We start from the raw sequence: 24,404 nt of genomic DNA, 5'->3' as shown, positions 1-24,404 counted from the left end.
TTGGTGTAGGATTTATGTGTGTAAGGTTTTTCATGGCAGTTTAATTTTACACTGAGAGGCAGGTTCTGCGGAACCTGCCTCTCGTATTTTTTTCAAAAATTTAGGGGCCGCCTCAATTTCTTATTGAGACAGCCCCTTTTTTATCCTTAAGGCTTGAAGCATCCAGCTAAACTGCGTTACTCAGCTGGAAAATTTATCGATAGCAGCTTGCAGTTCTTTTGATATCGCCGCAAGATGGTTGCTCTCCGATGAGATTCGCTTCATCGATTCAGTTACTTCCCCTGCTGTGGCGGCTATTTCCTGACCAGCTGCAGCGTTTTGTTGTGCTAGTTTTGATTTTAATACAAATTAATATAGAACCATAAAGCTAATAGGATCAACAGCGGCGCCATTTACTCTAACTTCATAATGAACATGTGGGCCTGTACTTCTCCCCGTGCTACCAAGATAAGAAATAACCTGACCTTTTCTCACACTTTGACCGACCTTTACTACTATGCGGGAATTGTGCCCATAAATAGTCGCAATGCCATTACCATGATCAATTTGCACAATATTGCCATAGCCCTCAGACCATTCACTCCGAACGACCTCCCCATCAGCAGTAGCAACAATAGGTGTCCCCATATTATTGGCAATGTCAATCCCTTGGTGCTGTTCACTCCCACCACCCCAAGGCGAATTACGCGAGCCAAAGCCAGAGGTAACCGCTCCACTAGTCGGCCAAATGGTAGGCTGAGTCGCTAGCTTATCAGTACTCCTCGCCATTCTTTCAATGTCTTGAGCCTGTCCACCCCCACTATTCCGGATAGGTTCCACCTCAGCTGCAGCACTACTCCCCGCACTAAGTGTCTGGTGATCGTTTGCGAAAACTCCTATTAAAAATATGATAAGTAAGCATATTAGCGAAACAATCCATTTTACAGAAATAATTGTCATCCGCCTACTGCCTACTTTCTGCTTATTAATTTCGTGCGGAATATGCATCCCAGTATTTCCTCCCTCGATACTCTTACGTTTTCTTTAAGTACTCTAGATAGCACAGCATTTCAAAGAACCTGTCAATCTACATTATAACGGAAATTTGTTTTTTTATCGTCCCATTTTGTAGTTAATTTCATTTTTTGCGCCAACACTTGACGCAAAAAGTGAAAAGTGAGAACATATTAACTGCACCCTTATCATTATCGGAGGTGACCTATGTGAAAAAATTTCCGCAAAAATATTGTATTATCGTTGCACTAACCGCACTGTTATTCACAGTAGCATTACTATTAGCTACCAGTTATAATCTACTTCCAGTTTCACTTTGGACCCAATACAGTAAGCCTCGAATGCCAGTTAACATCACTGCAGTACCATTAGGTACCATAAATAAGCCAATACACATCGTGCGAACGGGTTCCATAGAAAACTCGACATCTGTCCCTATTAATGCCGAATTTTCTGGTCAGCTCAGTGAAATATATGTAACAGAAGGTCAGGCAGTCAAAGCCGGCCAGCCGTTACTTAAGCTCCAGGCATCTTCAGAACCAACAGTAAATCAAACTATCGGAGCTTCTCAACAAACACAAGCCAATTATGACAAAGCCCTAGAAGAATTTAACCGCTATCAAAAACTGTTCGAAATTGGGGGTATTCCACGACGGCAATTAGATCTTGCCATTACCCATCTACAAGAAGCCAAAGCAAGCTTGAACAACACCCCGAACACTATGCAGTCCTCTAACGCCACCATAAATGGCTCCGCTACTATTAACGCACCCATCAACGGTATCGTAACCGGTCTATCCACTGCTCCCGGGAAAACGGTGCAGGCTGGTCAACAACTGATTTCCTTAGGAAGTGGTCAAGCAGTAGAGGTTGTCGTTCATCTGGACCAAAATGATCTGTATCTGGCCCATTTAGGTACACCAGCTGCAATAGAAGTATCGCAACAAACTATAGTGGGTCAAATTTCCGGAATCTATCCTCAAGTTGAAGCGAACCAGATTTCTTCCTTCCTTGCCCATATTAAACTCACTAATAATCCAGCCGGTTTACTTAAGTCCGGTATGTCTGTTAATGTTCGTATAGACACTGGCACCTCAGTCATAGTCCCCGCAGTTCCCTCAGCGTCAATATTCCAAGACGACAAGGGCAAAAATTTTATATACACAACGACCACTGGTAAAGCGATAATCCAACAAATAAGTATCGGGGAAACCATCGGTGAATTCACAGAAATCACCTCTCTCCTACCTCAACAAAGCATGGTCATAACAAGCAACCCGAAAGACATAAAAGACGGCGATACTATTACTGTGATACAGTAAAAAGCAATTAAATCCGGTATTGCCTTCCTGCACCTAAAAAGCCTTCCGACAAATCGCCGGAAGGCTTGAATTTACTGGAGCTGACAAAGAGATTCGAACCCTCGACCCACGGCTCTGTAATTCAAACTGACTGTTTTTACATGATATCTATGACCTTGCCGCCACTCTTCTTACCAAGCCGGCTCTACGAACACTGATTTGTATTACCCTTTTGCTATACTTCTTCTTCTTCTTCAGGACATCCGTGACTAGGACCAATGGCGGAAATTTCCGAGACATTAATTCTTACTCTATCTCCCTCCTGAAAAAGGGTGGGCGAAATGACTTCTAAGTCAGCGTTATCTCTTATTACTAAAGCATCGCAAGTTAATTCTAACGTAATAAACTCATTCTCACTTTCCACTTCAACGTTAACTTGTGGTTGGCAATCCTTTTTGCGGTCATCCTCACAGTTTTTTATAATCTGGCCTTGCAGTACAACTCGATCATCCAACAGTATATTGACTGTTCCTACGCAGCCCAAAAGTTCATCTTTTTTGAAACCCATATACATTCTCCTTTACAAATTTATTTGGCTTTTACCTGATGTATAATATTCACTTTTTTATGTAATGTGCTCAAGCGTATCTAAACAAAAAAAGAAAGTTCTAGCTAGTTAGCTAGCTAGAACAAATGAATGTAGTAGTATTTAAATAGGTAAACGGCTATTACCAATTATCAGTATTATCCTTCTAGGTTGTCATAAACATCTAGCGCAGCTTGTACAGCTCGGCCAGCATATACCTTTACGCCATGTCTAATGAGCACAGCCTCTAACGCGCCTAACACATGCAGAATGTTTTTCTTGCGGCAACTATAGCCCATGGAACCTATCCTCCAAATCTTCCCCTTTAGAGGACCAAACGAGCTGGCAATTTCGATTTGGAAATCATGCAGCAGCCTATGACGAACCGACTCACCATCTATCCCTGCCGGTATGCTGACCGAAGTAACTACAGGTAGTTTACAATTAGGATCACCGTAAATCTCCAGCCCCATAGCCTTAAGTCCTTGCACCAGAGCTTGCTCCTGCAATTTATGTCTGGCAAATCTTACCTCAAGTCCTTCCTCTAACACAATACGCAACCCTTCCCGCAGCGCATACAACATCGACGTAGCTTCGGTGTGATGATTTAACCGCGCCGGACTCCAATAGTCCATGAGCTGGCTGAGATCGAAATAGTTGCTGCGAATCACACGTGCTTGCAGCTTATGATAGGTACTTGGATCCGCAAGGCCTCTTTCAATTTTCTTACGTTCTAATAATATAGCTTCCACTCTGGCATTGAAGGTAATCGGTGCCATACCGGAAGGAACAGATAAACATTTTTGGGTACCACCAATGGCAGCATCAATTTTCCATTCATCCACCTTCACTGCTGTTCCGCCAATCGTGGCAACCGCATCGACTACAAAAAGAATATCCAGTGCCCGGCATGCTTCACCAATCTCTTGTAACGGCTGCATACAACCGGTTGAAGTTTCTCCGTGAACCATTGCCACAATTTTGGGCTTAATTCTCTGCATTTCTTGAATAACCACTTGCGGATTAAACACCTGCCCCCAATCGGTCTCGATATTCACTACATCCGCACCATAACGCTCGGCTATCTCCGTAAGCAGTTGACCAAAACGCCCATAAATAGGAACCAACACCCGATCGCCAGGCTCAATAATGCTGCCGAGAACAGCTTCAATACCAGCCCGGGAAGTGCCGTCAATTGGAAAAGCCCATTGATTCTCGGTCTGAAACACTGACCTGATCATCGCCATAGTTTCATTCATAATCTCAGTAAACTCCGGATCAAATTGTCCTAATATGGGGGTGCACATGGCTCTTAACACTCTTGGTTCGGCCTCAACCGGGCCTGGTGTCATCAGGGTACGTACTGAAGTATTCAAGTCTTTATACATGTTATCTTGTCTCCTTTTATACCTATTTCTTCTTATATAAGAGCCGACACAGTCGGCTTATGTTACAGACAGTCAATCAATAATTATCGGCAGTGTACTATAATTTCCATACATTTAACGAAATGTTTTTTTAGAGAATACAATGAAGGTATGCAGAAGCAGGACGTGACTTTTTCAGTCACATCCTGCTTCCTTGTCTTATACTGATAATTGTTATACATTATCTAAATCACTAAAAAATTAGTATGATATAGTTACATCACACAAGACTCCATCGCTGTCTTTTCTGCAATAGCACCTGAATATCCTGCCACTTGAGCCTGATCACCTAGTACAATAGCAGTTCCGGTTTCACCTTTTAATGCCGCACCAATATTGCTTAAGTCGGTTATAATAGCTTTCGTGCCGCCAAATTTGACAAACTCGATTGCTGCCCTGATTTTAGGAGCCATGCTCCCCTCCGGAAACTGGCCTTCTGCTAAATATTTTTCTGCTTGCCATACCGGCAATAAATCCAATTGGCTTTCATTCGGCTTACGATAGTTTACGCATACCTTTTCAACTCCGGTCAGCAGCAGGAGGTAGTCCGCACCAACCATCCTAGCTAAGAGCGACGAAGCCGCATCTTTGTCAATCACGGCCGCTATGCCCACCAAGCCTTTATCCTGTCTGACAACAGGTATGCCGCCGCCACCGGCAGCTATAACCACATTTCCGGATTTTAGCAATGATAGAATTGTATTTTTTTCGACAATATCCACCGGTATGGGTGATGGAACTACCATGCGGTAGCCTCTCCCACTGTCCTCGACAATTTTCCTATCGTATTTCCGGGAAACTTCCTCGGCCTCATCCTTTGAATAGAAAGGGCCAATTGGTTTGGTTGGGTCTTGGAAGGCTTTATCTTGTTTATCCACCAGTACCTGTGTAACAATAGCAGCTACATCTAAAGATAATCCAGCCTTATCCAGTTCATTGCGCAATACTTGTTGTATCAAATACCCTAACAACCCTTGCGTCTCTGCGCCACAGGCATCGAGTGTTCCCTCGGAAACAATATTGGCAGACAGCTTATGCCTGAGCAAGGTTTGCCCCACCTGCGGCCCATTACCGTGAGTAACGATAACCTGATAACCTTGCTGGATTAGTCCGACTATTTTTGTACAAACAATTCGGATGTTCTCAATTTGCTCATCAATCGTTCCCTGATCTGTCTCACTAAGAATTGCGTTGCCGCCGATGGCTACTACACAAATACCTTTCTGCATATTCTCCACCCTTACCTCTCATAATTATATGATGCGTTTAATAAGCGGCCCTGACATCCCCAGGAACAAAACCAATATCCCTGCTATGGAGCATACACTGCTGCCCAGATGACCGCCAAAGTACAATAACGGAAAAGCAAAGATGATAAACACAGGTAAGAAAACCACTAACTGTCGCATTTTCCTCACCACCCGAATTGATATGATGCAAAGATAACTATGCCAAATACTGCGCAAAGCAGCATTGCCCCGACTAAAAACTTACTGATAACCTCGCCTTCCCGTCCCAATATCCCTGCCGCCGTTGTTCCCAACAATACTTTACTGGGGGCAATAATGCTACCGATAGCACCACCCACCGTCTGCGCCGCCAAAAGCGGTGCTTTATCTATCTGTAACATCAGTGCTACCTTCTGTTGAAAACTGCCGAATAATATGTTGGAAGACAAATTGCTACTGGTCATAAATGTTCCCAACAGTCCAATAAACGGAGAAAGTACCGGGTAGATTCCGCCTGTCACTGCCGCGACGCCTTGGGCCAACACCGTAGTCTGACCGGTCTCATCCATTACTTTCGACATAGCGATCAAACCAATAACCGCGATGGCTGAAGGTATCGTTTTATTCAGCGAGTTTTTCATAATGCGCTGTATTCCGCCTGATTGTATATAGCCCCACCGCTCATAGCATACGTATCCAATTATTGCCGCCAACAGTAGGAAGGCCCCGGAATGAATGAGCGGCGCAATCGGCGCATAGGCAGGATAGCTGTGTGTAGCAAAGCCCAGCAACGTTGTTTTGCCGGCAAAAGCTAATGCGAGTTTCCACTGCCCGAGATAACTCTTTACACTGTCATTTAATAACACAGTAACCGCAAGTACAATCAAAAACAGATAAGGAATAAACGCCTGCTGAATACTCATTTTATTACCAACTGCACTTTCATCAGGCTTTTCTTCAGCAGGATCATGTAGCTCTGCTGGTTGGCGATAATAGTCGAGTTTGCCGATGAAAAAAATTAAGCCTAACGACAGTGATACGACAACAAAATTACATAACATCGGGTTGAGCAATGCCAACCCCATTTGCCCTACCCCTTGCAACAAACCCAGCAGGATTACTGTGACCGCATTACGTTTCATCCCCTTGTAGCCGCCGGCTAAGCAAGCAATAAGTAGTCCTGCAATTAAATTAACTATACCCAACATTACAGTAGACCAAAGTATTGTTCGATTGAAGGTTAGTGGGTCACTTACATCCACTTGGCTTACCAATCCATCCCATGCTATCCCTAAAGTCCCAAAAGTATTACCCCATACCTGCCCCAGCATGGTAATCAGCACAGCTGTTAGCGGTTTGACCCCCATACTGATGAGCAGCGGTGCCCCTACAACTACGGGGACGCCAAAGCCGGTAATCCCTTGCAGAAAACCGACAAAAATCCAGCCAACAGCCAGCACTTGAAGTACCTTATCTGGCGTAAAATGCTGCATCCCGGCGCGAATTACCGCAAATGCACCTGATTCTCTTGACACTTCATAGATAATTAAGGCTGGAAATACCACTAAAATGATGGATAGCGAGTACCACATCCCCTTGGCAACGGCCAAAGCAATCATATCTACCCCGCCGCCGAAAACCTGATACGCAATCAGTATGGAAAACAACAGTCCAGCTGACGCCGCTTCATCACCACCCCATTTACAGCGAAGCAAGAGCACCAATAGCACCAGAATCGGCACTAGGGCGGCCAACCACTGCAATAAATTAATTGACATAAGTCGACCCCCTAATCTGTCAATGTTTGGGCGAATGCCACCAATGCTTTTTCAAAGCATCCATACGGAGCTTTAACTACGCCGGCTCCAATCTGACCAATACCCGGTTTTCGATGCGCCATGCCGGTATTAATAACCGGTACAATACTGTTTTCAACAACCTTGCGGATATCAATTCCCAGCGGAACGCCTTCAAAATTCATTGTGGCCAATAAGAATTGAGTACTCTTTGCATAAGAGATCTCACCCATTTCCTTGGTATAGCGAACAGCATCTTCTTGCGAACCAGCTCCCACAAACCGCACTACCGCCGGGGAGGCCGCCATGGCAATACCCCCAAGACCAATAACTTCAATGATTGCACTATCGCCCATGTCCGGATTGGCATCATCCGGGCCAAATCCTGGGAAATATAAACCTTCCGGCATATTGGCCGGTGCAGTAAACCATTCTTCACCGGTTGCTGCCACTTTGACGCCAAACTCGGTGCCGTTGCGGCACATGACGGTAACGATCGAACTATCTTTTACGCCTTTTGCCGGATCAGTCATGGATTTACCGGCAGCCATGGCCAAATTGAGGAAAAACTGATCATTGTCACAGATAAATTTGGTAACCTTGGCTTTCTCGTCATTATCCATAGCAAGCCGAGCAATCTGCGGACAGATTTTTCTGGCAAATAAGGAAGAAGCAGCAATATTACGCTGGTGCATCTCATCACCCATAGCTACAGCCTGGGCCATAATGACCTTCAGATTGATTCCGCCGCATAACGTTACGGCTTGATCGAGGGCCGGCCCTAAACTGTCTCTAAACCAGATCAGTCGCTCGATTACCTCTGGGTCATTAGCTCCAAACCGCATTACTTTGCCGAGTCCTTCATTAATCGAGCAATACGCCACATTCCCAAAAGTCTCGTTTTTAACCTCGAATACCGGCATATGATAAGTGATCATGCCTGTCATTGGCCCGACTGAGCCGTGATGATGGTTAGGTGCTAGTTTTATTTGGCCGCTTTTTATCAAATGCACGGCTTTCTCGTCATTTTCAGCCAAACCCTCAAATTGTACAGCGCCTAAGATTGCGCCTTGCATCGGCCCGCACATGTCCTCCCACTGGATAGGTGGTCCGGCGTGCAAAATCGTTTCCCTTGTCAGACCCTTCAGAACGGTATGCGCCGGTTTGACGCCGGTAAGTATCGGCTGTGCATCGTTATACATTTTGATTACTATTTCATTAGCTGCGTTAATCCGTTCTTCATACTTATCCAGTAGTTTAGCGATCGTTTTATTGCCACCAGCCGGCGGACGCCAGGAAACATGTGTTGTTGGCACATCTTGTTTGCCAAGCGTCTGAGAAAAAAGTTCCAACCCAACATTTACAACATTTAGTTTTTGATTCAACAAGTTATTTGACATCTCAGCTATTCCTCCGTTCTCCGACTATCGTTCTTGCCAGTCTAGCCGCTTCGGCATTTGTCGCGGTAACCACCACTCCGATTTCCTGTAGTTTAGCAACTTGTGCTTCCTTGCTTTGCTCATCCTGGCTAGTTCCACATACATATGCCACTACCGCCAAGGTATTGCCCCTAGCAGCAGCCGCTTGTTTGGCGCTTTCGATTACTGGAACTAATTCCCCTGCCGGATCTTCACTCGCCCCATAGCCAATTACCACATCCATCAATAAAACGGCGGTTTGCTGATCATTCGCAACCTTCATAATATATTCATTGCGCAGCGATCCATCAATCATAGGATGCGGTTTACCCATGGTGAATTGGTCATCCCCCAGATCAATGGCCGTATGCTGACCTGCTACCATAACATCGTGCGTCAGCAGTTCCTTGCGTAAAGGAATGTTTGAATATATGGGTCCAAGCGTTTCGCCTAATACCAACATTGCTTCATAACACAAGGTCCCGCCGGCATACAGAGCACGCACGTATTGCTGTCCGGGAGCCAAGTGAGCTCTAGCCTCTTCCGCCCAGCCAATAAGTTTGGCTTCAGCAGTTAGCAACTCCGGTTGCTTACCGCTAAGCAGCGCCGTTTTTAACGCCGTTTCTTCTAAAGTGGCGGCAACCGTTACATTAGCTGGTGCATTTTCAATAACACTGCCGAGGAAGCAGAGAACAACCTTTTTACTAGTCCCGGCCAACTTTGCCATAATTTTTTCCACTACCGATTGAGCCGGTGGCTTGGAGATAAGAACAAGAATTTGGGTATTGCTATCATTAATTAATATATCTATCGCGTGCAGCATAGTAGCTGCTCCAATCGCTTCTTTTAAATCTCTGCCACCGGTGCCAATGGCGTGACTAATTCCTAGTTCCATAGCATCCAATAAGCAAATCACTTCCTGCAAACCGGTACCCGATGCTGAAATCAGACCAATATCCCCTGATTTTACTTTATTAGCAAAACCAATACCTTTACCATTAATGATCGCGGTGCCGCAGTCAGGCCCCATAACGAGTAAGCCCTTTTCGGCAGCTATTGTTTTCAGATAGGCTTCCTCTTCAATAGTAACATTGTCACTAAATAAAAATACATTTTTTCCATATTTTAACGCTCGTTCTGCTTCAATCGCCGCATATTCACCTGGAACAGAAATAAATGCCAGATTCGAGTCAGGGTCCTCCTGATAAGCTTTTATAGCGGAACGTATGACCATCTGATCGGCGTTTTTGCCGGCCGCAGCTTTCTTCCCCATCTGCTCATCTATTTTGCTTAAGACCCACTGCACATCAATATCTTCCGGAGCCCGGAATGCTAGAATTAAATCATTGGGGCCGGCAGCCGCTCCCTCAGACCCTAATAAATTAGCCTCTTGCAAAATGACCCGATTGGCAGGTGTCCCCATCATAACCGAAACATCATCCAGGCCTTCTACCTGTTTTAGCTGTTTGGAAATAAGCATGAGGGTAACTGAATCATAATAGTTATTTTTTCGAACAACATTGTGGATTTTCATTTGCTGACTCCTTTCTCATCGGCGATTGTACCTGCAGCTAACGCGGTAAAACCGCCGTACACGAAACCTACTAATAAATCTACACCAGAAAAGTGTCCTAATTGCATTAGTTTACAGGCTTTATTAATCATTTCTTGCTCTGTGCCGGCGCTAAACGAACGAATCATTTCAACAAACCGCTGATGATACAAGCCTTTTACACCATACTTGATGTACTCAACGGACATAAAGGTGGTTAAGCTGGGGGCGTTGCATACCAAATGCCGTATCACTTTTTCTGTCGCTTGTTTGCAATGCTCTGGCCGTACGTGGACGATACCACTGAGAAAACCCAGCAGAAAATCATCTCCGGAAGGGGTTGAGCCTGGTCCTACACCAAGCAGGCCGCTTATACCTTCGCCAATTAAGTACTCCTTATTTTCTAGAATACCGGTAGTCAGCATATTGACGAACTGCGGTATTCTAGCCTCTGTCAAAGAAGGGATTTGTCTACGCCAACAGAACATTTCGGCATCACACTGACCGATATAAGCCAAAATGCCGCCCTCCTTATTGGAGTCATTACATAGCTGTCGTAACCGTCGCAAGCGCGGCAAAAAATCCACTGCACCTATTAAAGGATCATAAGAAGATTGGCAGGAAAATCGTGGACAACCCTGCAAGCCGTGTACTGTCAAGACTTCACCAATGATAATAGAGTCGGCAAGGTAAAGTACCTCTTGCGGCTGCTTCAGCTCAGTGTTGAGCCACCCGCCAGCTATGTCCACCTCTATACCAAAGGGAATATGATCCATGCCAGAACGGACCAAAGCGACGATTCCGTCGGAAGTAAGAATATTGATATAGTCACAGTGGATTGATTTTATCTGCCCAATCGTACCTTTTGCTGGCAAAAGGAGATCTTCTGAAATTGCGGCAGCATTAAGTAGTAGCATAACTATATCACCTTCCTTGAGCTTTATTATAATGAATTTTCTAATTATACTCATAGTGCAATTGCACCAGATAAACGCATAATCGTTAGGCACAATGCACATCCGCTAGTTGCATCCCTGTGACATAAAGAAAACACGGCTTGCGCCGAGCCCTTGGCGAAAGTGGAAGCCGATGTAGCCCTTATCCAGGGAAAGTTATACTTTCTTTCTGGATAAATGTAGGGGTTGTCTCAAATAGGTTTTGTAAACCTACTAGAGGCAACCCCTTTTCAGGTCAGAGCCTGTGACTATGTATCCCTTAACCGCTTACTGTCCACTGGAGTCTGTCATTATTGGAAAAACTAGTACGGACTGCTTTATAGATTGGATTGGGTCATCACGTTTACATTCTTTTCCTCAAATATTGTACCCTTTTTGAATTTTGAATCTTTAAATGCAAACTTCATTAGGATAATATACGAAATACCTGCCACAACAAAGCCGATAATCCAGGCCAGTTCCACTTTCATAAAGGCGGCACCGGCACCGATAAGCATTGCAAGAATCGCACATGGATTATATCCGGCAAATGGACCGTCTTCCTTGTACAAATCTGCAACATTGACTTTTTGTTTTCTTAATAGATAATATTCGATTAATAAGATAGAAACTATCGGCCCCAAAAATGCGGAGTATATGAGAATGAACAGTCCAAGCCCCTCTGCCGAAGAATCCTGTACAAGCACCCAAGGGCATGCGCCCAGCGCTAGCAGTCCGGATATGGTAACAGCCATTTTATATTTTAGTTTTGTAATCAATGTAATTACATAGGTCGGCGGAATAATATTGGCAACCATGTTTACGGCAACCGCACCCATAACAATAAATGCGGATACAAAGAAGGTAATATAAGAGTTATCAATAACTATTGCGAATGCCTTTACAGGGTTAGAGATGCCGGTTGCCGAAGCAAGCATTGCGCCGATGCATAGTACGAAGCCGTACGCAACAACAATAGGTACAAAGTACAAAAACCCGCGATTTGCGTCACTAATACCAGCTTTTAACTCTCTTGAATAATCGGCTGCGCTTAAAAAGATAGCTGCATAATTTCCCATAAACATCATGATGAATGCAAAGAATGGCAAGCCCCATGTGCCTTCTGCATGAACCCATTTCTCTACAATAACAGCGCTGTGGGAAGTCAGAAGAATGCCAAATACATAGATAAGCGCTAGCATAATAACAGTAGATATAACCGATTCAACCCATTTGATAGCATGGAAACCGTAGAGTGATAGCACAATTTGTACCACCTGAAGGACTACAAAGCAGGCAAAAATATTATCAAAGGTGCCGCCTGTAACTATCTTGGCAATTTCATTTAAGGCAGTACCGCCAATCCAGCTTTGAAAACCGTACCAGATGATAGCAGGTATGCCGCGCAGAAGTGATGATACGACACAGCCTTTCATCCCGAAGGACATTCTAAGCTGTACAACATAGGGTATTCCCGTTCTATATCCGAGCCTGTCATTGAAAGTAAATACTGCTGAAATGATACCAATTGCTATGATAGCTGCGGCAAATGTCTGAAAGATGTTTAACGTTGCAATTCCGGCTACAACCAAACTCGATCCAAGCGTCATATTACCTAAATTAACGCCATCGCCAAGCCACATAAACATGTAGTCTATGGGACCTACAGTCCTACCCGCTTCGGGTTTCGGGCTTAGTGATTCATCCACACCCATATCATGTTGGACCTGGGTTGTTTTGGATTCGCTACCTTCTGAATTTGTATACATCGTAAGACCACACCTTCTCTTTTTTTTCATTTTCCGTACTATTGAGAATGAATCGGTTTATAAAATAGGTCTTAAATGTTTGCCAATTGGCTTTGATACAATCTTACCATCCTTAAAAACAGTTGTTCCCCTGAGAATTGTTTGTGTCACTGTGCCCCGGAAGCGGTCACCAACATAAGGGCTTACCTTGTGCTTATAGAAAAGATCCTCTGCCTGTAATGTAAATTCCTTATCCAAGTCTACAAATACAAAGTCCCCATCGTAGCCAACAGCAATTTTTCCCTTACCTTGAATTCTAAATATCTCGTTAACATTTTGCGAAGTTAATTTTGCAATATCCTCAAGTGGAACCTTTCGATCATGGTGGGCATGAGTAAGTAGGGCCGGAAGCGTTGTCTGGCAAGCTGAGATTCCACCCCAAACCTTTAAAAACTCCCCATCTTTCAGCTTAGGGTCACAGGGCGAATGGTCTGAGGAAACGAAGGCTATCTCGTCGTTTAACAGTTTTGCCCACATCTTGGTTTGGTTTTTAGTATCGCGAATCGGCGGAGAGCATTTTGCCACTGTTCCCATCCGCTCTACATCATCATCTGTAAGAATTAAATAATGTCCAATTGTTTCACAGCAGACATCAATTCCCCTGCTTCTTGCCTGTGTAACAAGCTCAACCGCCTTGGCTGTGCTGATATGCGCAATGATTAATTTACAGCCTGTCTCCTCGGCAAACGCAATCATGCGTGAGACATTTTCTATCTCCGTAATTGGCGGACGCGCTGCGAAGTAATCCCGTACTGTTGTTTTGTTATTTGCAAGCGCAATCGAAGTCAAATCTCTTGTGATTTCGGCATTCTCACAATGCACCATTAACGGCAATCCAAGCTTTGCCAATTTTTCCATGCCCACAAGAGTTGTATAATCGTCCGCTCTTTCAAATTCGTCAATGCCGCTAAAGCACGAAAAAGCTTTAAATCCTATTACACCGCATTCCGCAAGTTCTTCAAATTTGTCTAAATTTTTGGGAGTAAACCCACCCCAGAAGCCATAATCAACCAAGGAATCCTTCTGGGCCACAGCCAGCTTAGCATTAAAGTTTTTGGCGTCAAGCGTGCATGGACTGCAATTAAGCGGCATATCAAAATACGCAACGCCGCCGCCTGCTGCCAGAGCACTGCTTCCGGTTGTGATTGTTTCCCACTCGGTTCTTCCGGGGTCATTAAAATGCACATGTCCGTCTGTTAAGCCGGGAAGTACACACTTTCCTGCTGCATCGATTGTCTCTTTTGCATCACCGGATATCTCTTCTGCTATTTCTACAATTTTTTCATCACAAACAGCAACATCGGCTTTTTTCATGCCATCCGGACAAACAATAATCCCGTTTCGAATGAGTACATCATAACGCTTGTTCAAGTAATCCCCTCCTTACTATTTTTTTGATATTTTTATTTAATTTTTTTTATGAGTTGTCCAAAGCCTTTCTGACCAACAATCCTGCCTTCTTCTGCTACAACCTTGCCTCTGACTACTGTGCAAACGGGAAGTCCAACGCCCTTCAATCCAACAAATGCTGAAATTTGATTAACATAATATAATGACTCAGGAGTGATTTCCCATTCCTTTTCAGGATCCAGGATAACAAGGTCTGCATCAAATCCTACTGCTATTGCGCCTTTTTTTCCGTATATTCCGAAAGCTCTTGCCGGTCCTTCACTTAATGATTTGGCAAGTATTGTTGGGCTGTAGCCTCGCTTTGCCACACCTTCACTAAAAACTGCCTGCATTGTGTTCTGGATGCCGCTAATTCCACCCCAGGCACCAAATATTCCATGAGTTTCCTCACTTTTTTCGCTGAGTTCACAGGGTGAGTGGTCTGAACCGATACAGCTTAACGTACCGTCATTTACATATTTCCACATTTCTTCTACTGCAGAGGTTTCGCGCAGCGGCGGTGCGCACTTGAACAAGCTGCCGTTTTTAATTACATCTTGATCTGAAAATGTGAGGTAATGTCCACAGGTTTCCGCGGTAACATCAACACCGTCAAGCTGGGCATCCCTTATGATTTGCGCTACTCTTGGGTGGCTTACATGGCAGATATGGACCTTTGCGTCAAGCTCCCTTGCCAGGCTGATAATGTTTTGCGTTGCAATCAGTTCAGCTATGACAGGCCTTGACCCGAGGAAATCCTTCCAGTCATGCTTTTCCTTCCGCTTTGCCCTTGCCTCCTCCCATTTGATTATTGAATAATCTTCACAATGGAAACCGGCACGGGCACCGACACTCTTCAAAATTTCCATCGCTTCTTTCGCTTGTCCAATCGAAAGAGATACGTAATCCGGTGAAACTGGACCGATAAAGGATTTGAAGGCGACACAGCCCTTATCATCAAGTTCCTTCAACGTACCAAGATTGTAATCTACAAGACCGCCCCAGAAGCAATAATCTACATAAGCATTTGGCGAAACATGCTCAAGCTTCTTGTCGAAAATGTTGCCGTCGGTAAGTGCAGGCTCATTCTGAAGGGGCATGTCAACAATTGTAGTAAAGCCTCCCACGGCTGCAGCTGCTGTACCGTGGGAATAATCCTCTCTCCAGTTGTAGCCCGGATCGTTCAGATGGGCATGGCTGTCTATGGCACCTGGAAAAACATAATTCCCTTTCGCATCAATAACCTCGTCTGCTTCTACCGAAGCACCCGGTTCAGCTATTGCTGCTATTTTACCGTCACTGATGCAGATGCTTGCCTCAAAGATTCTGTCTGATGTTACAACCCTGCCGTTTTTAATAACCAGATTAAACACTGTAAGACCTCCCTTAACAATATCCTTATCTGTCCTTGACAGAGGGTACACGTTAATTACCACTAAGGCTTGTTTATTTGGCAAAAGCCCCTTTATTATCGTAGGCATTGTTGTGTATTACATCAGAAATAAGATAATTATAAATATCATCAACAATCTCAATGCCATCGCGCTCATATGCTTCTTCCCGAATGCCGCTGGACTGTCCGGGGTACATGACTTGAGCAAAGCCGGTTGCCGGCTTAAGGTTGTTTAAATCATTCATAGTGTTAGTGATATTTTGCAGGAAAGACTCGGCATTAGTGAAATAGGCCGGATCGATTACAATATGCAGTTGGCCTAAATTGCGACCTTCACTGAGGTCATGATACATGGAGGTTACTTTGTTGCCATATGGGAGTCCGAGGAGTACTCCTGATAGAATATCCACCATCATGGCTAATCCATAGCCTTTAGCGCCGGCAATATGCACTAGCGCATTTACCTTGTGCGGATCGGTAGTAGGCACGCCATTTTCATCAACAGCCCAGTCTTCCGGTATCTGTTCGTTCTTAGAGCGGGCGTGCAGGATTCTACCCCAGGCGCCTATGGTAGTAGCCATGTCAATGGTGATCATGCGACCGTCGCTGCCGGGCGCACCAAGGGCAATCGGATGAGTACCATAGAACGGCTCGGCGCCACCGTAAGGAACAGCCATGGGGTCAGACTGACACAGGGAAATCCCAATCAATTTTTCTCTGGCAGCTTGTTGCACGTAATAAGACAATGCCCCGCTGTGGCCAATACTACGGACTCCAACAATTGCGACACCTGTTTCCTTGGCCATCTTAATGGCCTCATCCATGCCCAGCTTAGCGCCAACATGACCTGCGGCATTATCTCCTTCAAATATGGCACTGCACGGACCAGTCTTAGTAAATGTAAAGTTAGGATTGGTATTTGTTCCGCCTTTGGAAATTCGCTCGGCATAATATTCTACCCGCATGGCTCCATGAGAATGAACTCCCCTGGCGTCGGCATGTACTAGTACATCAGCAACAATATCCGCATGGTCTTCTTTCAATCCTGCGCGGCAAAATTTTCTTTTCATTAACTCTTTTAATTCAGCTTTTGTTATTCTCATGTCAGCACCTCAAAATATTAGTATTTATATCCTACAAAGCTGCATCGCGATTGCAGTCCTTGGAATAAAGATAAGATAACTTCTCGCGGCCTACTGCATAAACGGCCTGGGGCACGTACGGACCAAACCAAATATAGTCTCCTTTTTTAACGGGTATCCATTCATTATCCAGATAATACATGCCTTCCCCAGAGAATAAATAAGCCCCATGTTCCTGTACGTGAGTTTCTACAAAGGGATGACTCCCCGCAGGCTCAAAAGTAAGTATATGCATGTTCATGTCGAACGCCAAATCGGTTGGCAATAAATCAATGATTTTGACGTTTTCCATATCGTCATAGACTCTTTCGGCTATTTCATTGACATTGCCGACAACAACCCAGGGCTGCACGCCATCCAGCGCTTCGTACTTTTGTTTGTAAAGAATTAGCTTGGCTTCACCATCAGCCAGGTTTTCTAAATACAACTTTTCGCCTGGAGGGCAGTACATATAGCCACCGTCTTCCAAAACAGCTTCTTGTGCCTGGGTATAGGCTTTTATTTTTCCTTCCATGCAAAAGACAAAGGTTTCTATTTCTGCGCCACCAAAGCCCTGGGTATTCTTGCCCGCCTTATCCATAGTAACTAAGTAATGTACAAAGCTTGCACCCATTTTAGGAGAAGCCAGAATCGAAACTTTGCAATCTTCAAAACCTGGTATCACATTGTTTACCAGCCCTTCTGGCGGTACGATTGCATAGCTGCCATGCTTTACAACAGCCCTACTTATCAGCAAATCTTTTGGATATCCCATTTGTTTCTTCGCTCCTTTATTTATAAGCTAATTCATATAGTGCACCCACTAGTGCTTTTACCCCTTCTGCTAAGTCACGGGGATCGGTATATTCTAATGGCGAATGACTGATGCCTCTATGGCTTGGTACAAACAACATTGCGGTCGGTATTACCGGAGCCATAATCTGGGAGTCATGTCCTGCCCCACTATGCATCATCTTATAACTCAGTCCGTTTTTCTGACATTGTTTTTTCATAACCTCTACGATACCGGTATCCATAGGAACCGGGTCTGCATCCATCCACATATCGATATGGATTTCTACACCTGCTTGAACAGCAATTTCCTGCATTCTCGCAGTCACGTCTTCGGTAAATTTAACCAAAACATCTTTATGCGTATGGCGGGTATCTAATGTAAATAACGCCTTGCCTGGCACAACATTTACAACATTGGGTTTAAGCTCTACTTTGCCCACCGTGGCCACCAGTGGATCGCCATAACTGTTCGCTATATCCATAATTGCACAAATAATGCGGCTGGCTGCCAGGACAGCATCTTTCCGGTAACCCATTGGTGTTGTACCGGCGTGATTGGCTTCTCCGGTAATCTCAATGGTAAAGCGTCGCTGGCCTACAATATGTTCAACAATTCCTACCGATTTTTTTTCGGCCTCTAACACGCCACCTTGTTCAACATGAACTTCCAGAAATGCTTTTAAGTCTTTACGTACGGCACTGCCTTCCGGCCGGAAACGAAATCCGGCTTTGCGCATGGCCTCAGTAAATGCTATGCCTTCAAAATCTACCATTGCTTCCACTTCTTCACGCTTGGCAATACCCAGAATATTTTTTACTCCCCAAAAGGCATAAGGAAATCGGCTGCCTTCTTCTTCAGCCATGGATACTACCTCAATGTTACGCAGCGGTTGTCCATACTCTTTTTTCAAATATTCAAGCGCAATAATCCCAGCGATTATTCCAAATTGACCATCATATAACCCACCGTTTTTTACGGTATCCACATGTGAACCTGTTAAAATGGTTTCGTCCTTATATACGGTTCCTTCTAGCCGTCCAAATAAATTGCCGACGTCATCATATTGAACAACAAAACCTAGCTGCTGCATGTGTTGCGCTAACGCCTTTTGCGCTTCCGTCCACTCGGGCTTATAGAGGAAACGCGAGACTCCACCATTGGAATCTTTGCCAAATTCGCCTAGCCATTTTAAAAGTTTCTCGGTTTCCTGTCCAAAATCAAACGAACTCATGGTTTCCCTCCATCATAAGTACATCATATCAATCGCCACTTTTATCATAATTGTGGGCTTTGACAACTCCAGCTAACTTAAGTTAGGTTAATTATACTGAATTTTTTTATTTTTTCACCAGTGCATAGTTAGCAAATAAACTAGGGGCAACTGTGCACATTGCATATTTCTTTCAAGTCCAAATTATTCGTATTGCTCACAACATATTTCACTCGTTGTGGTATATTCTGCAAGGACTTTTACAATTATTGTCGAATATGCTCATTGCTTGACTAAGGGCAAAATTAATTAGAACTGAGGAATGAGCATGCACCTCACAATTAAAGATGTCTTACAGCTTTTTCAAGATCAGATGGTAACCTTAGCCGCCGGTTCTAATGGACTGGATAATATTGTTTCATCAGCTAACATCATGGACGCACCTGACATCTCCAATTGGGCCAAACCCGGCGATTTAATATTAACAACCGGTTACACCATTAAAGACGATCCGGCTTTACAAGAGCAACTTATTCGCGAACTGGCCGCAGTCGGCATTGCTGGCCTTGCAATCAAAACGAAGCGTTTTCTTCCAGAAATACCGCCTATCATAAAAGACTTAGCTGACCAACTTAACTTGCCTATCCTTGAACTCCCTATAAATCTGTCCTTCGCCGAAATCTTGAATCCGATCATTAGCAGCATTGCGGCACGACAATCCTATTTACTGCACCGTTCCAATGAAATACACAAAACACTTACAAACGTAGCCATTAAAGGTGGCGGACTGAATGCTATTATTGCGTGCCTGGGCAAATTAACCCAATGCCCAGTTGGTTGCTATGATACCAACTGCTCAGCCCTTAATCATTGGCTCCCGGAAGGTATTCCGGGAGTAAATAAGCAAGTTTTTAAACAGCTTGAAAAAATTCTGCTAAACCAAGTTGCGCACAAGGAAAACTTACAGGCAAATCTGTCACAAGCTAAATCGCCCTATACACAACATTTGACTGTTGAAGGCTATGAGCTCTTACTCACATCGTTTGCTATCATGTCGAATAACGAATTCTTTGGGCATATCTCCCTGTTGCAACCCACCGATGCCTTCTTAGATATAAATTGTATGGCTTTAGAACACACGTGCACCGTAGCAGCTCTTGATTTTTTAAAACAAAAAGCGGTAGCTGAAAGCCGTCGTCTTCACTCTAGAGATATTCTTGAGCATATTTTGTTTGGTGACTTAGCAAATCAAAATACTACCGAAATTATAGCTACCTCAAAATTGGCCCAGGCTAAATTACTGGAGTGCTCAATTATTGAGATCGATGAAAGTGACAAGGAGGTAAACCTTCCGGTTATCGCTACCCGCCTGTACAAGACAATACAGCAAACGGTAAGCACAAAGTATCCTTTGTCATTAGTCTCTGAACGGACAGGCAAGATCGTTGTATTGGTAGCATACACAGGTATACTAACCCAACACGACCCAGAGCTATATGCTAAACTGCAAAAATCATTTCACGACAATTATACTTTAAAAATATCACTTGGTGTTGGCACAGCCGCTACAGACATTAGCTCCGTCCGCCAAAGCTACCAGGACGCACTAACCTGCCTGACTTTAGGTCGGACCATTAAAGGCGCCGGACACATTACCTATCCTCATGAAATTGCCAGCTATTCTTTATTAGCAAATTCCGATACCACCTCGTTGCTTACCCATGTCTGTGGAACTATCCTAGCGAAATTAGATAATACTGATACCGTTCACGGCACTGAGCTTGTAAAAACTTTAGAAAAATACCTCGAGTGTGATAAAAATCTAACTGACTCGGCTAGAGAGTTATATATTCACCGCAATACGCTTACCAATCGTCTAGAAAGAATACAAGATATAACCAGTTTGGATTTTAGTAATAGAGAGCTATTATTTAGCTTACGTTTAGCGCTTCGGCAGCGAAAACTCCGCTAAACTACTAAAGATAAAAATAAGGGGTTGTCTCAAAATAGGTTTTTTAACCTATAAGAGGCAACCCCTTCTAGCTTTAGTAAGCACAAAATAGATCCAATCCCGCCACCAGGCCCATATGAGTGCCGACAGTTAACCGATGCAATTAAATCAGCGCACGACCCAATAAAACGATATCACTTTAGCAATGAAATGAATATGTTATTACAAATCGTGGCTGGCAAGAGTGCCAAGCAGCTTAAAGCTGAGCGCAACCTGCCGGATGATGCCATAGTCCGGGATTACTTAAACCCGAATGAAATCAGCTTACTGGCCGCTCTGCAACCGGTAGCCGCGTTCCTACGTGACGACTCTGGACTACCATGAGCGCAAATGGCTGCTCACTGAGTACGCAACCAGGCTGCGAGGACCAGGGTTGATCGGCCAAAATACTGCGTAAGGAGGATACAATTATGCCTCGATTCGCCATTATCGACGCCGGTAAGGAATATTGCATTGTACCGCTGACGCCGACTGCTATGTCTTATGCCGCCCAATGCCGGGGTAAGATGACGTATTCTAAGCGGACTATTGCCCAATCAGCAGTTAAACGGATGGAAGAGAAGCTAGAGCGGCGTATAAAGCGTGAAGTTTACAAGTAAGCCGGGGATTCCGGCTGGCGTAATGGTGGACAAGAGCGTTAATTTCTTCATCGAAAGTACATATATTGACGGCAAGGGTGAGACCAGACCATGCTACCTTATACCCGCAAGGGTTGCGATATGGTACCGCCGATATAATGAGCGACATATTAGCTGACAGCAAAGCAAAAGGAAAAGAAATTTTGTAAAAACAAAAAAGCAGGCCAAGTAGCCTGCTTAACTTTTTATACTTTTAGATAAGTATGTACACTACCAACGAAATCATTAATAATATCCCGCCCCAGATGTAATAAGAATTACGCCTACGCCTCGGTGGTTGTAGTAGCTGTTGCCTAACCAACTCACGAGCCAGAAACACCCAATCACTCCATTCAGCATAATAATAGCTAATCCATACTTCAGCTATAAACAGGATCTACGAAGCTATCCATAACTACATTTGACACTCTTTTCTTTAGGGAGCTCATGTAAGTCCCTAACAATAAAGTTTGCAGGAAGTTCATTTCCGCCTTCTATTACAAACTTCGTATCACTTACTATCAACATAATTCCATTATCATTAAGTTGCTTTTCTATATTTATATATGGGAAAAATAATTTTATCTTCCCGCTTAATACGTACACTACTCGGTAGCTGGTAGCTCTAATATTTTCAATAGATATACTGTATAATTTTCTTATACATTTTAGACATAATCCAGGACAATTAATGCACTTTTTAAAGTCTTGATTTTCCAAAATAGTACAAACAGATTCAAAGTTACTGGCAGCCTCTTTCTGATTAACAGAGCCAGAAAACAAAGATATTCCCATAAACAAGTTTACCTCCACTTAACAGATATGTTAAATATATCACATTTCAGGATAAATGTCCTATTTTTCTAGATAATTAGTCTCATAATGAGATGAAGGTAAAAAAATTAACCCGCGTCTGTCCAATTTATTGAGCTATCGAAACAATGGTTGTAGCATCACATTTCCACATGTTTCAGGCACAATTTGGAAAATCCATCCACATTCTATATATTTAGCTACAGCAGGACAAGGGACAATAAAAACACGGTTACAGGGACTCTGTTTTAGAACATCCCTGTCCCCGATTTTTTTCTTGTGGCAATCGCCAGTCAATGAAGCTGGATACCAAATTGCCCTCATGTTGGTGTGTGCCCGACTTCGTCACGTTGCCGGAACCCAGTGAGGCTGCAAACTAATTTGCGAAATAATCTTGACGATGACCTTTAGATATCTTTAAGTTTATTGCTATTATATCCCAATAACTATCCCTAACTCGACATAATAAAAGGCTCCCGATTGCTCGGAAGCCTTAATTTACCTGGTGCGCCTGGTACGAAAATTTAACTAGACTTAACTTAACCGTGCTATCAAAACAATACTAATCCACCGCACTAATACTTTTCGAAGCTTTTACAACAATACCTTTATCATCAAATTCTACCGTAGTACCAGCCGCATAAACCTTAATACCGTCTGATGACAGAAAACTGACTGGTGATAGCAGTTTGGTATCTTTGTTTAATGTACCCTTGACTATTTCGCCTTTCTCATTTAGGACAATTGCTTTCCCTGCCTTAAATTCAACAAGACCCGAACATGCCGAGCTATCTGTATAGTTTTCAGTTAAAATTTGTTGCCACCCGACAGGCCGTAGATAAGAATCACTGGCTAAAATACACGTTGCTAACATCCCATTTTTATGAAAACTTACTTCGCCATCAGATACTAGTATATGGTTTGCTTGATTTAGGTCGATGCTTTCTTTAGAACTACTTATTATACCCTTAATAACTTCACCCTTATCATTGAATGTAACTTTTGTGCCACCCTTAAATGGAAGAACCCTGTATTTTGGTTCCTCATTTGTATAAGAGTAAACATAGAATGGAAGAGGCGTATATGCTGTCCTGATAGAATCCTGGGATGTACCAGTTTCATATGGCAATTTTACATCTTCAGCTAATATGCCCTCAAAAACCTCACCATACTCGTTAAGCGTAACAACGGTTCCTTTCTTAAACTTAGGTATGTTAGACCACGTTGCCACTATAACTCCAGGCGGCGTTATTCTTGTATTCTCATTTAAAGTTTTGGTATATCGCGCCGCATCAACACTTGCCATATGAGAGAAAAGTAAAAAAGCCATAAGTATAACCCCAGTTAATACCTTTAATAAAGAATATTTCATATAAATCCCCTCCATCATTTTTTACCCTGTATGTGTTTGGCTGACATTTATCTCACCATAAATTTCCATTCTCTATATAATCTCATTATCCTTCCGATCTACTTAACATATCTATTCGATGGTTATACGAATAAGGCGAAAAATTAAACCTTTTGTAGAAAAATTTAATGTAAAATAATGGTTTTACCCTGATTAAATTACATAAAGCGCTAATCAATATATCGTAAAATATTCATATGCGTAACAAAGGGAGAGTGAGTGAATGTATCAAGAGTTAGTAGAGTTGGCAAAAGAAGTGCATAACGCGGGATTATCATATGATTGTTTGTACGACATAGTTGAATATGCTAAGGAAAACAATCAATTGCCAAAAGATGAACTTTTTAAGCAATTAAATATAATTATTGAGAATTATAAGATCGGGAATATATACGGGAATACCATGTAATATTTGGACATTTTAAGACTTTAATAAAAAAAGCCGAACTCAAGTAAATGATATGCTCCCCAATAGGTAGACAGGAGAAATAAAAAAACCTGTTGCCGAAAGGGGAGTATTTTCATGCCCAAAAAGAGTCAATATAGCGGTGCAGAAAAGTTAGCAATCCTAAATGAATTTGAGCAAGGAGAAGATAGC

The 24,404-nt window shown here is 43.4% G+C and carries 22 protein-coding genes; 5 read left to right on the top strand and 17 right to left on the bottom strand.

The annotated features are described in order from the left end of the window. Nucleotides 1–348: 348 nt before the first annotated feature. Entirely contained in the window at nucleotides 349–987 is a 639-nt protein-coding gene (locus VN447_RS21550; protein ID WP_325528214.1) for a M23 family metallopeptidase, read from the bottom strand. 215 nt (nucleotides 988–1,202) lie between these two features. On the opposite strand from VN447_RS21550, the gene VN447_RS21545 reads away from it, so the two are divergent. Continuing rightward, nucleotides 1,203–2,315, top strand: coding sequence for an efflux RND transporter periplasmic adaptor subunit (locus VN447_RS21545; protein ID WP_325528212.1), 1,113 nt, complete (start codon nucleotides 1,203–1,205; stop codon nucleotides 2,313–2,315). A gap of 214 nt (nucleotides 2,316–2,529) precedes the next feature. Here VN447_RS21545 and VN447_RS21540 read toward each other — a convergent pair whose 3' ends face one another. The 14 genes from VN447_RS21540 to allC all read right to left on the bottom strand — a co-directional run bounded on the left by VN447_RS21540 (nucleotide 2,530) and on the right by allC (nucleotide 18,975). After that, nucleotides 2,530–2,862, bottom strand: coding sequence for a hypothetical protein (locus VN447_RS21540; RefSeq protein ID WP_325528210.1), 333 nt, complete (start codon nucleotides 2,860–2,862; stop codon nucleotides 2,530–2,532). Between the two features lie 176 nt (nucleotides 2,863–3,038). Continuing rightward, nucleotides 3,039–4,268, bottom strand: a complete 1,230-nt coding sequence (locus VN447_RS21535; RefSeq protein WP_325528208.1) for an alanine--glyoxylate aminotransferase family protein — start codon at nucleotides 4,266–4,268, stop codon at nucleotides 3,039–3,041. 254 nt (nucleotides 4,269–4,522) lie between these two features. Further along, nucleotides 4,523–5,536: a carbamate kinase gene (arcC, locus tag VN447_RS21530; RefSeq protein ID WP_325528206.1), complete on the bottom strand. Its 1,014-nt coding sequence runs from the start codon at nucleotides 5,534–5,536 to the stop codon at nucleotides 4,523–4,525. A gap of 24 nt (nucleotides 5,537–5,560) precedes the next feature. Then, a complete protein-coding gene (locus VN447_RS21525) occupies nucleotides 5,561–5,716 on the bottom strand; it encodes a hypothetical protein (RefSeq protein ID WP_325528204.1) in 156 nt (51 codons plus the stop codon). Between the two features lie 5 nt (nucleotides 5,717–5,721). Next, nucleotides 5,722–7,314: an L-lactate permease gene (locus tag VN447_RS21520; protein WP_325528202.1), complete on the bottom strand. Its 1,593-nt coding sequence runs from the start codon at nucleotides 7,312–7,314 to the stop codon at nucleotides 5,722–5,724. A gap of 11 nt (nucleotides 7,315–7,325) precedes the next feature. Then, nucleotides 7,326–8,732: a DUF1116 domain-containing protein gene (locus VN447_RS21515; protein ID WP_325528200.1), complete on the bottom strand. Its 1,407-nt coding sequence runs from the start codon at nucleotides 8,730–8,732 to the stop codon at nucleotides 7,326–7,328. Between the two features lies 1 nt (nucleotide 8,733). Further along, nucleotides 8,734–10,284: an acyl-CoA synthetase FdrA gene (fdrA, locus tag VN447_RS21510; protein ID WP_325528198.1), complete on the bottom strand. Its 1,551-nt coding sequence runs from the start codon at nucleotides 10,282–10,284 to the stop codon at nucleotides 8,734–8,736. Further along, the gene (locus tag VN447_RS21505) at nucleotides 10,281–11,219 is read right to left on the bottom strand and encodes a DUF2877 domain-containing protein (RefSeq protein WP_325528196.1); all 939 of its coding nucleotides are present in this window, start codon (nucleotides 11,217–11,219) and stop codon (nucleotides 10,281–10,283) included. Before VN447_RS21505 ends, fdrA begins: the two co-directional genes overlap by 4 nt. Before the next feature lie 356 nt (nucleotides 11,220–11,575). Beyond that, entirely contained in the window at nucleotides 11,576–13,006 is a 1,431-nt protein-coding gene (locus VN447_RS21500) for an NCS1 family transporter (RefSeq protein ID WP_325528194.1), read from the bottom strand. Between the two features lie 57 nt (nucleotides 13,007–13,063). Beyond that, nucleotides 13,064–14,416, bottom strand: coding sequence for an allantoinase AllB (gene allB, locus VN447_RS21495; RefSeq protein WP_325528192.1), 1,353 nt, complete (start codon nucleotides 14,414–14,416; stop codon nucleotides 13,064–13,066). Between the two features lie 32 nt (nucleotides 14,417–14,448). Next, complete coding sequence (gene allB / locus VN447_RS21490; protein WP_325528190.1) at nucleotides 14,449–15,891, bottom strand: allantoinase AllB; 1,443 nt, start codon at nucleotides 15,889–15,891, stop codon at nucleotides 14,449–14,451. Then, entirely contained in the window at nucleotides 15,881–16,930 is a 1,050-nt protein-coding gene (gene allD, locus VN447_RS21485; RefSeq protein ID WP_325528188.1) for an ureidoglycolate dehydrogenase, read from the bottom strand. Before allD ends, allB (VN447_RS21490) begins: the two co-directional genes overlap by 11 nt. A 31-nt stretch (nucleotides 16,931–16,961) precedes the next feature. Continuing rightward, the gene (allE, locus tag VN447_RS21480) at nucleotides 16,962–17,723 is read right to left on the bottom strand and encodes a (S)-ureidoglycine aminohydrolase (protein WP_325528186.1); all 762 of its coding nucleotides are present in this window, start codon (nucleotides 17,721–17,723) and stop codon (nucleotides 16,962–16,964) included. Between the two features lie 16 nt (nucleotides 17,724–17,739). Further along, nucleotides 17,740–18,975 (bottom strand): allantoate deiminase, encoded by a 1,236-nt coding sequence (gene allC, locus VN447_RS21475; protein WP_325528184.1) that lies wholly within the window; start codon nucleotides 18,973–18,975, stop codon nucleotides 17,740–17,742. A gap of 307 nt (nucleotides 18,976–19,282) precedes the next feature. Here allC and VN447_RS21470 point away from each other — a divergent pair, with 307 nt between their 5' ends. The 3 genes from VN447_RS21470 to VN447_RS21460 all read left to right on the top strand — a co-directional run bounded on the left by VN447_RS21470 (nucleotide 19,283) and on the right by VN447_RS21460 (nucleotide 21,564). Continuing rightward, the gene (locus VN447_RS21470; RefSeq protein ID WP_325528182.1) at nucleotides 19,283–20,926 is read left to right on the top strand and encodes a PucR family transcriptional regulator; all 1,644 of its coding nucleotides are present in this window, start codon (nucleotides 19,283–19,285) and stop codon (nucleotides 20,924–20,926) included. A gap of 195 nt (nucleotides 20,927–21,121) precedes the next feature. After that, nucleotides 21,122–21,289 (top strand): hypothetical protein, encoded by a 168-nt coding sequence (locus tag VN447_RS21465; RefSeq protein WP_325528180.1) that lies wholly within the window; start codon nucleotides 21,122–21,124, stop codon nucleotides 21,287–21,289. Nucleotides 21,290–21,375: 86 nt separating this feature from the next. After that, complete coding sequence (locus VN447_RS21460; RefSeq protein ID WP_325528177.1) at nucleotides 21,376–21,564, top strand: hypothetical protein; 189 nt, start codon at nucleotides 21,376–21,378, stop codon at nucleotides 21,562–21,564. Nucleotides 21,565–21,987: 423 nt separating this feature from the next. Here the strand turns inward: VN447_RS21460 and VN447_RS21455 are convergent, their stop codons facing one another. Both VN447_RS21455 and VN447_RS21450 read right to left on the bottom strand, forming a co-directional pair. Continuing rightward, complete coding sequence (locus tag VN447_RS21455) at nucleotides 21,988–22,383, bottom strand: hypothetical protein (RefSeq protein WP_325528175.1); 396 nt, start codon at nucleotides 22,381–22,383, stop codon at nucleotides 21,988–21,990. A gap of 574 nt (nucleotides 22,384–22,957) precedes the next feature. Then, entirely contained in the window at nucleotides 22,958–23,767 is an 810-nt protein-coding gene (locus VN447_RS21450) for a hypothetical protein (RefSeq protein ID WP_325528173.1), read from the bottom strand. 262 nt (nucleotides 23,768–24,029) lie between these two features. Between VN447_RS21450 and VN447_RS21445 the strand changes: the two genes are divergently transcribed. Beyond that, nucleotides 24,030–24,215 carry a hypothetical protein gene (locus VN447_RS21445; RefSeq protein WP_325528171.1) on the top strand — a complete coding sequence of 62 codons (186 nt, stop codon included), beginning with the start codon at nucleotides 24,030–24,032 and terminating at the stop codon, nucleotides 24,213–24,215. Nucleotides 24,216–24,404: the final 189 nt, after the last annotated feature.

It is taken from the genome of Sporomusa sp., assembly GCF_035561155.1.
Lineage (GTDB): Bacteria > Bacillota > Negativicutes > Sporomusales > Sporomusaceae > Sporomusa.
Note: the sequence above shows the minus strand (reverse complement) of the source record. Positions and strands in the feature narration are given on the sequence as shown.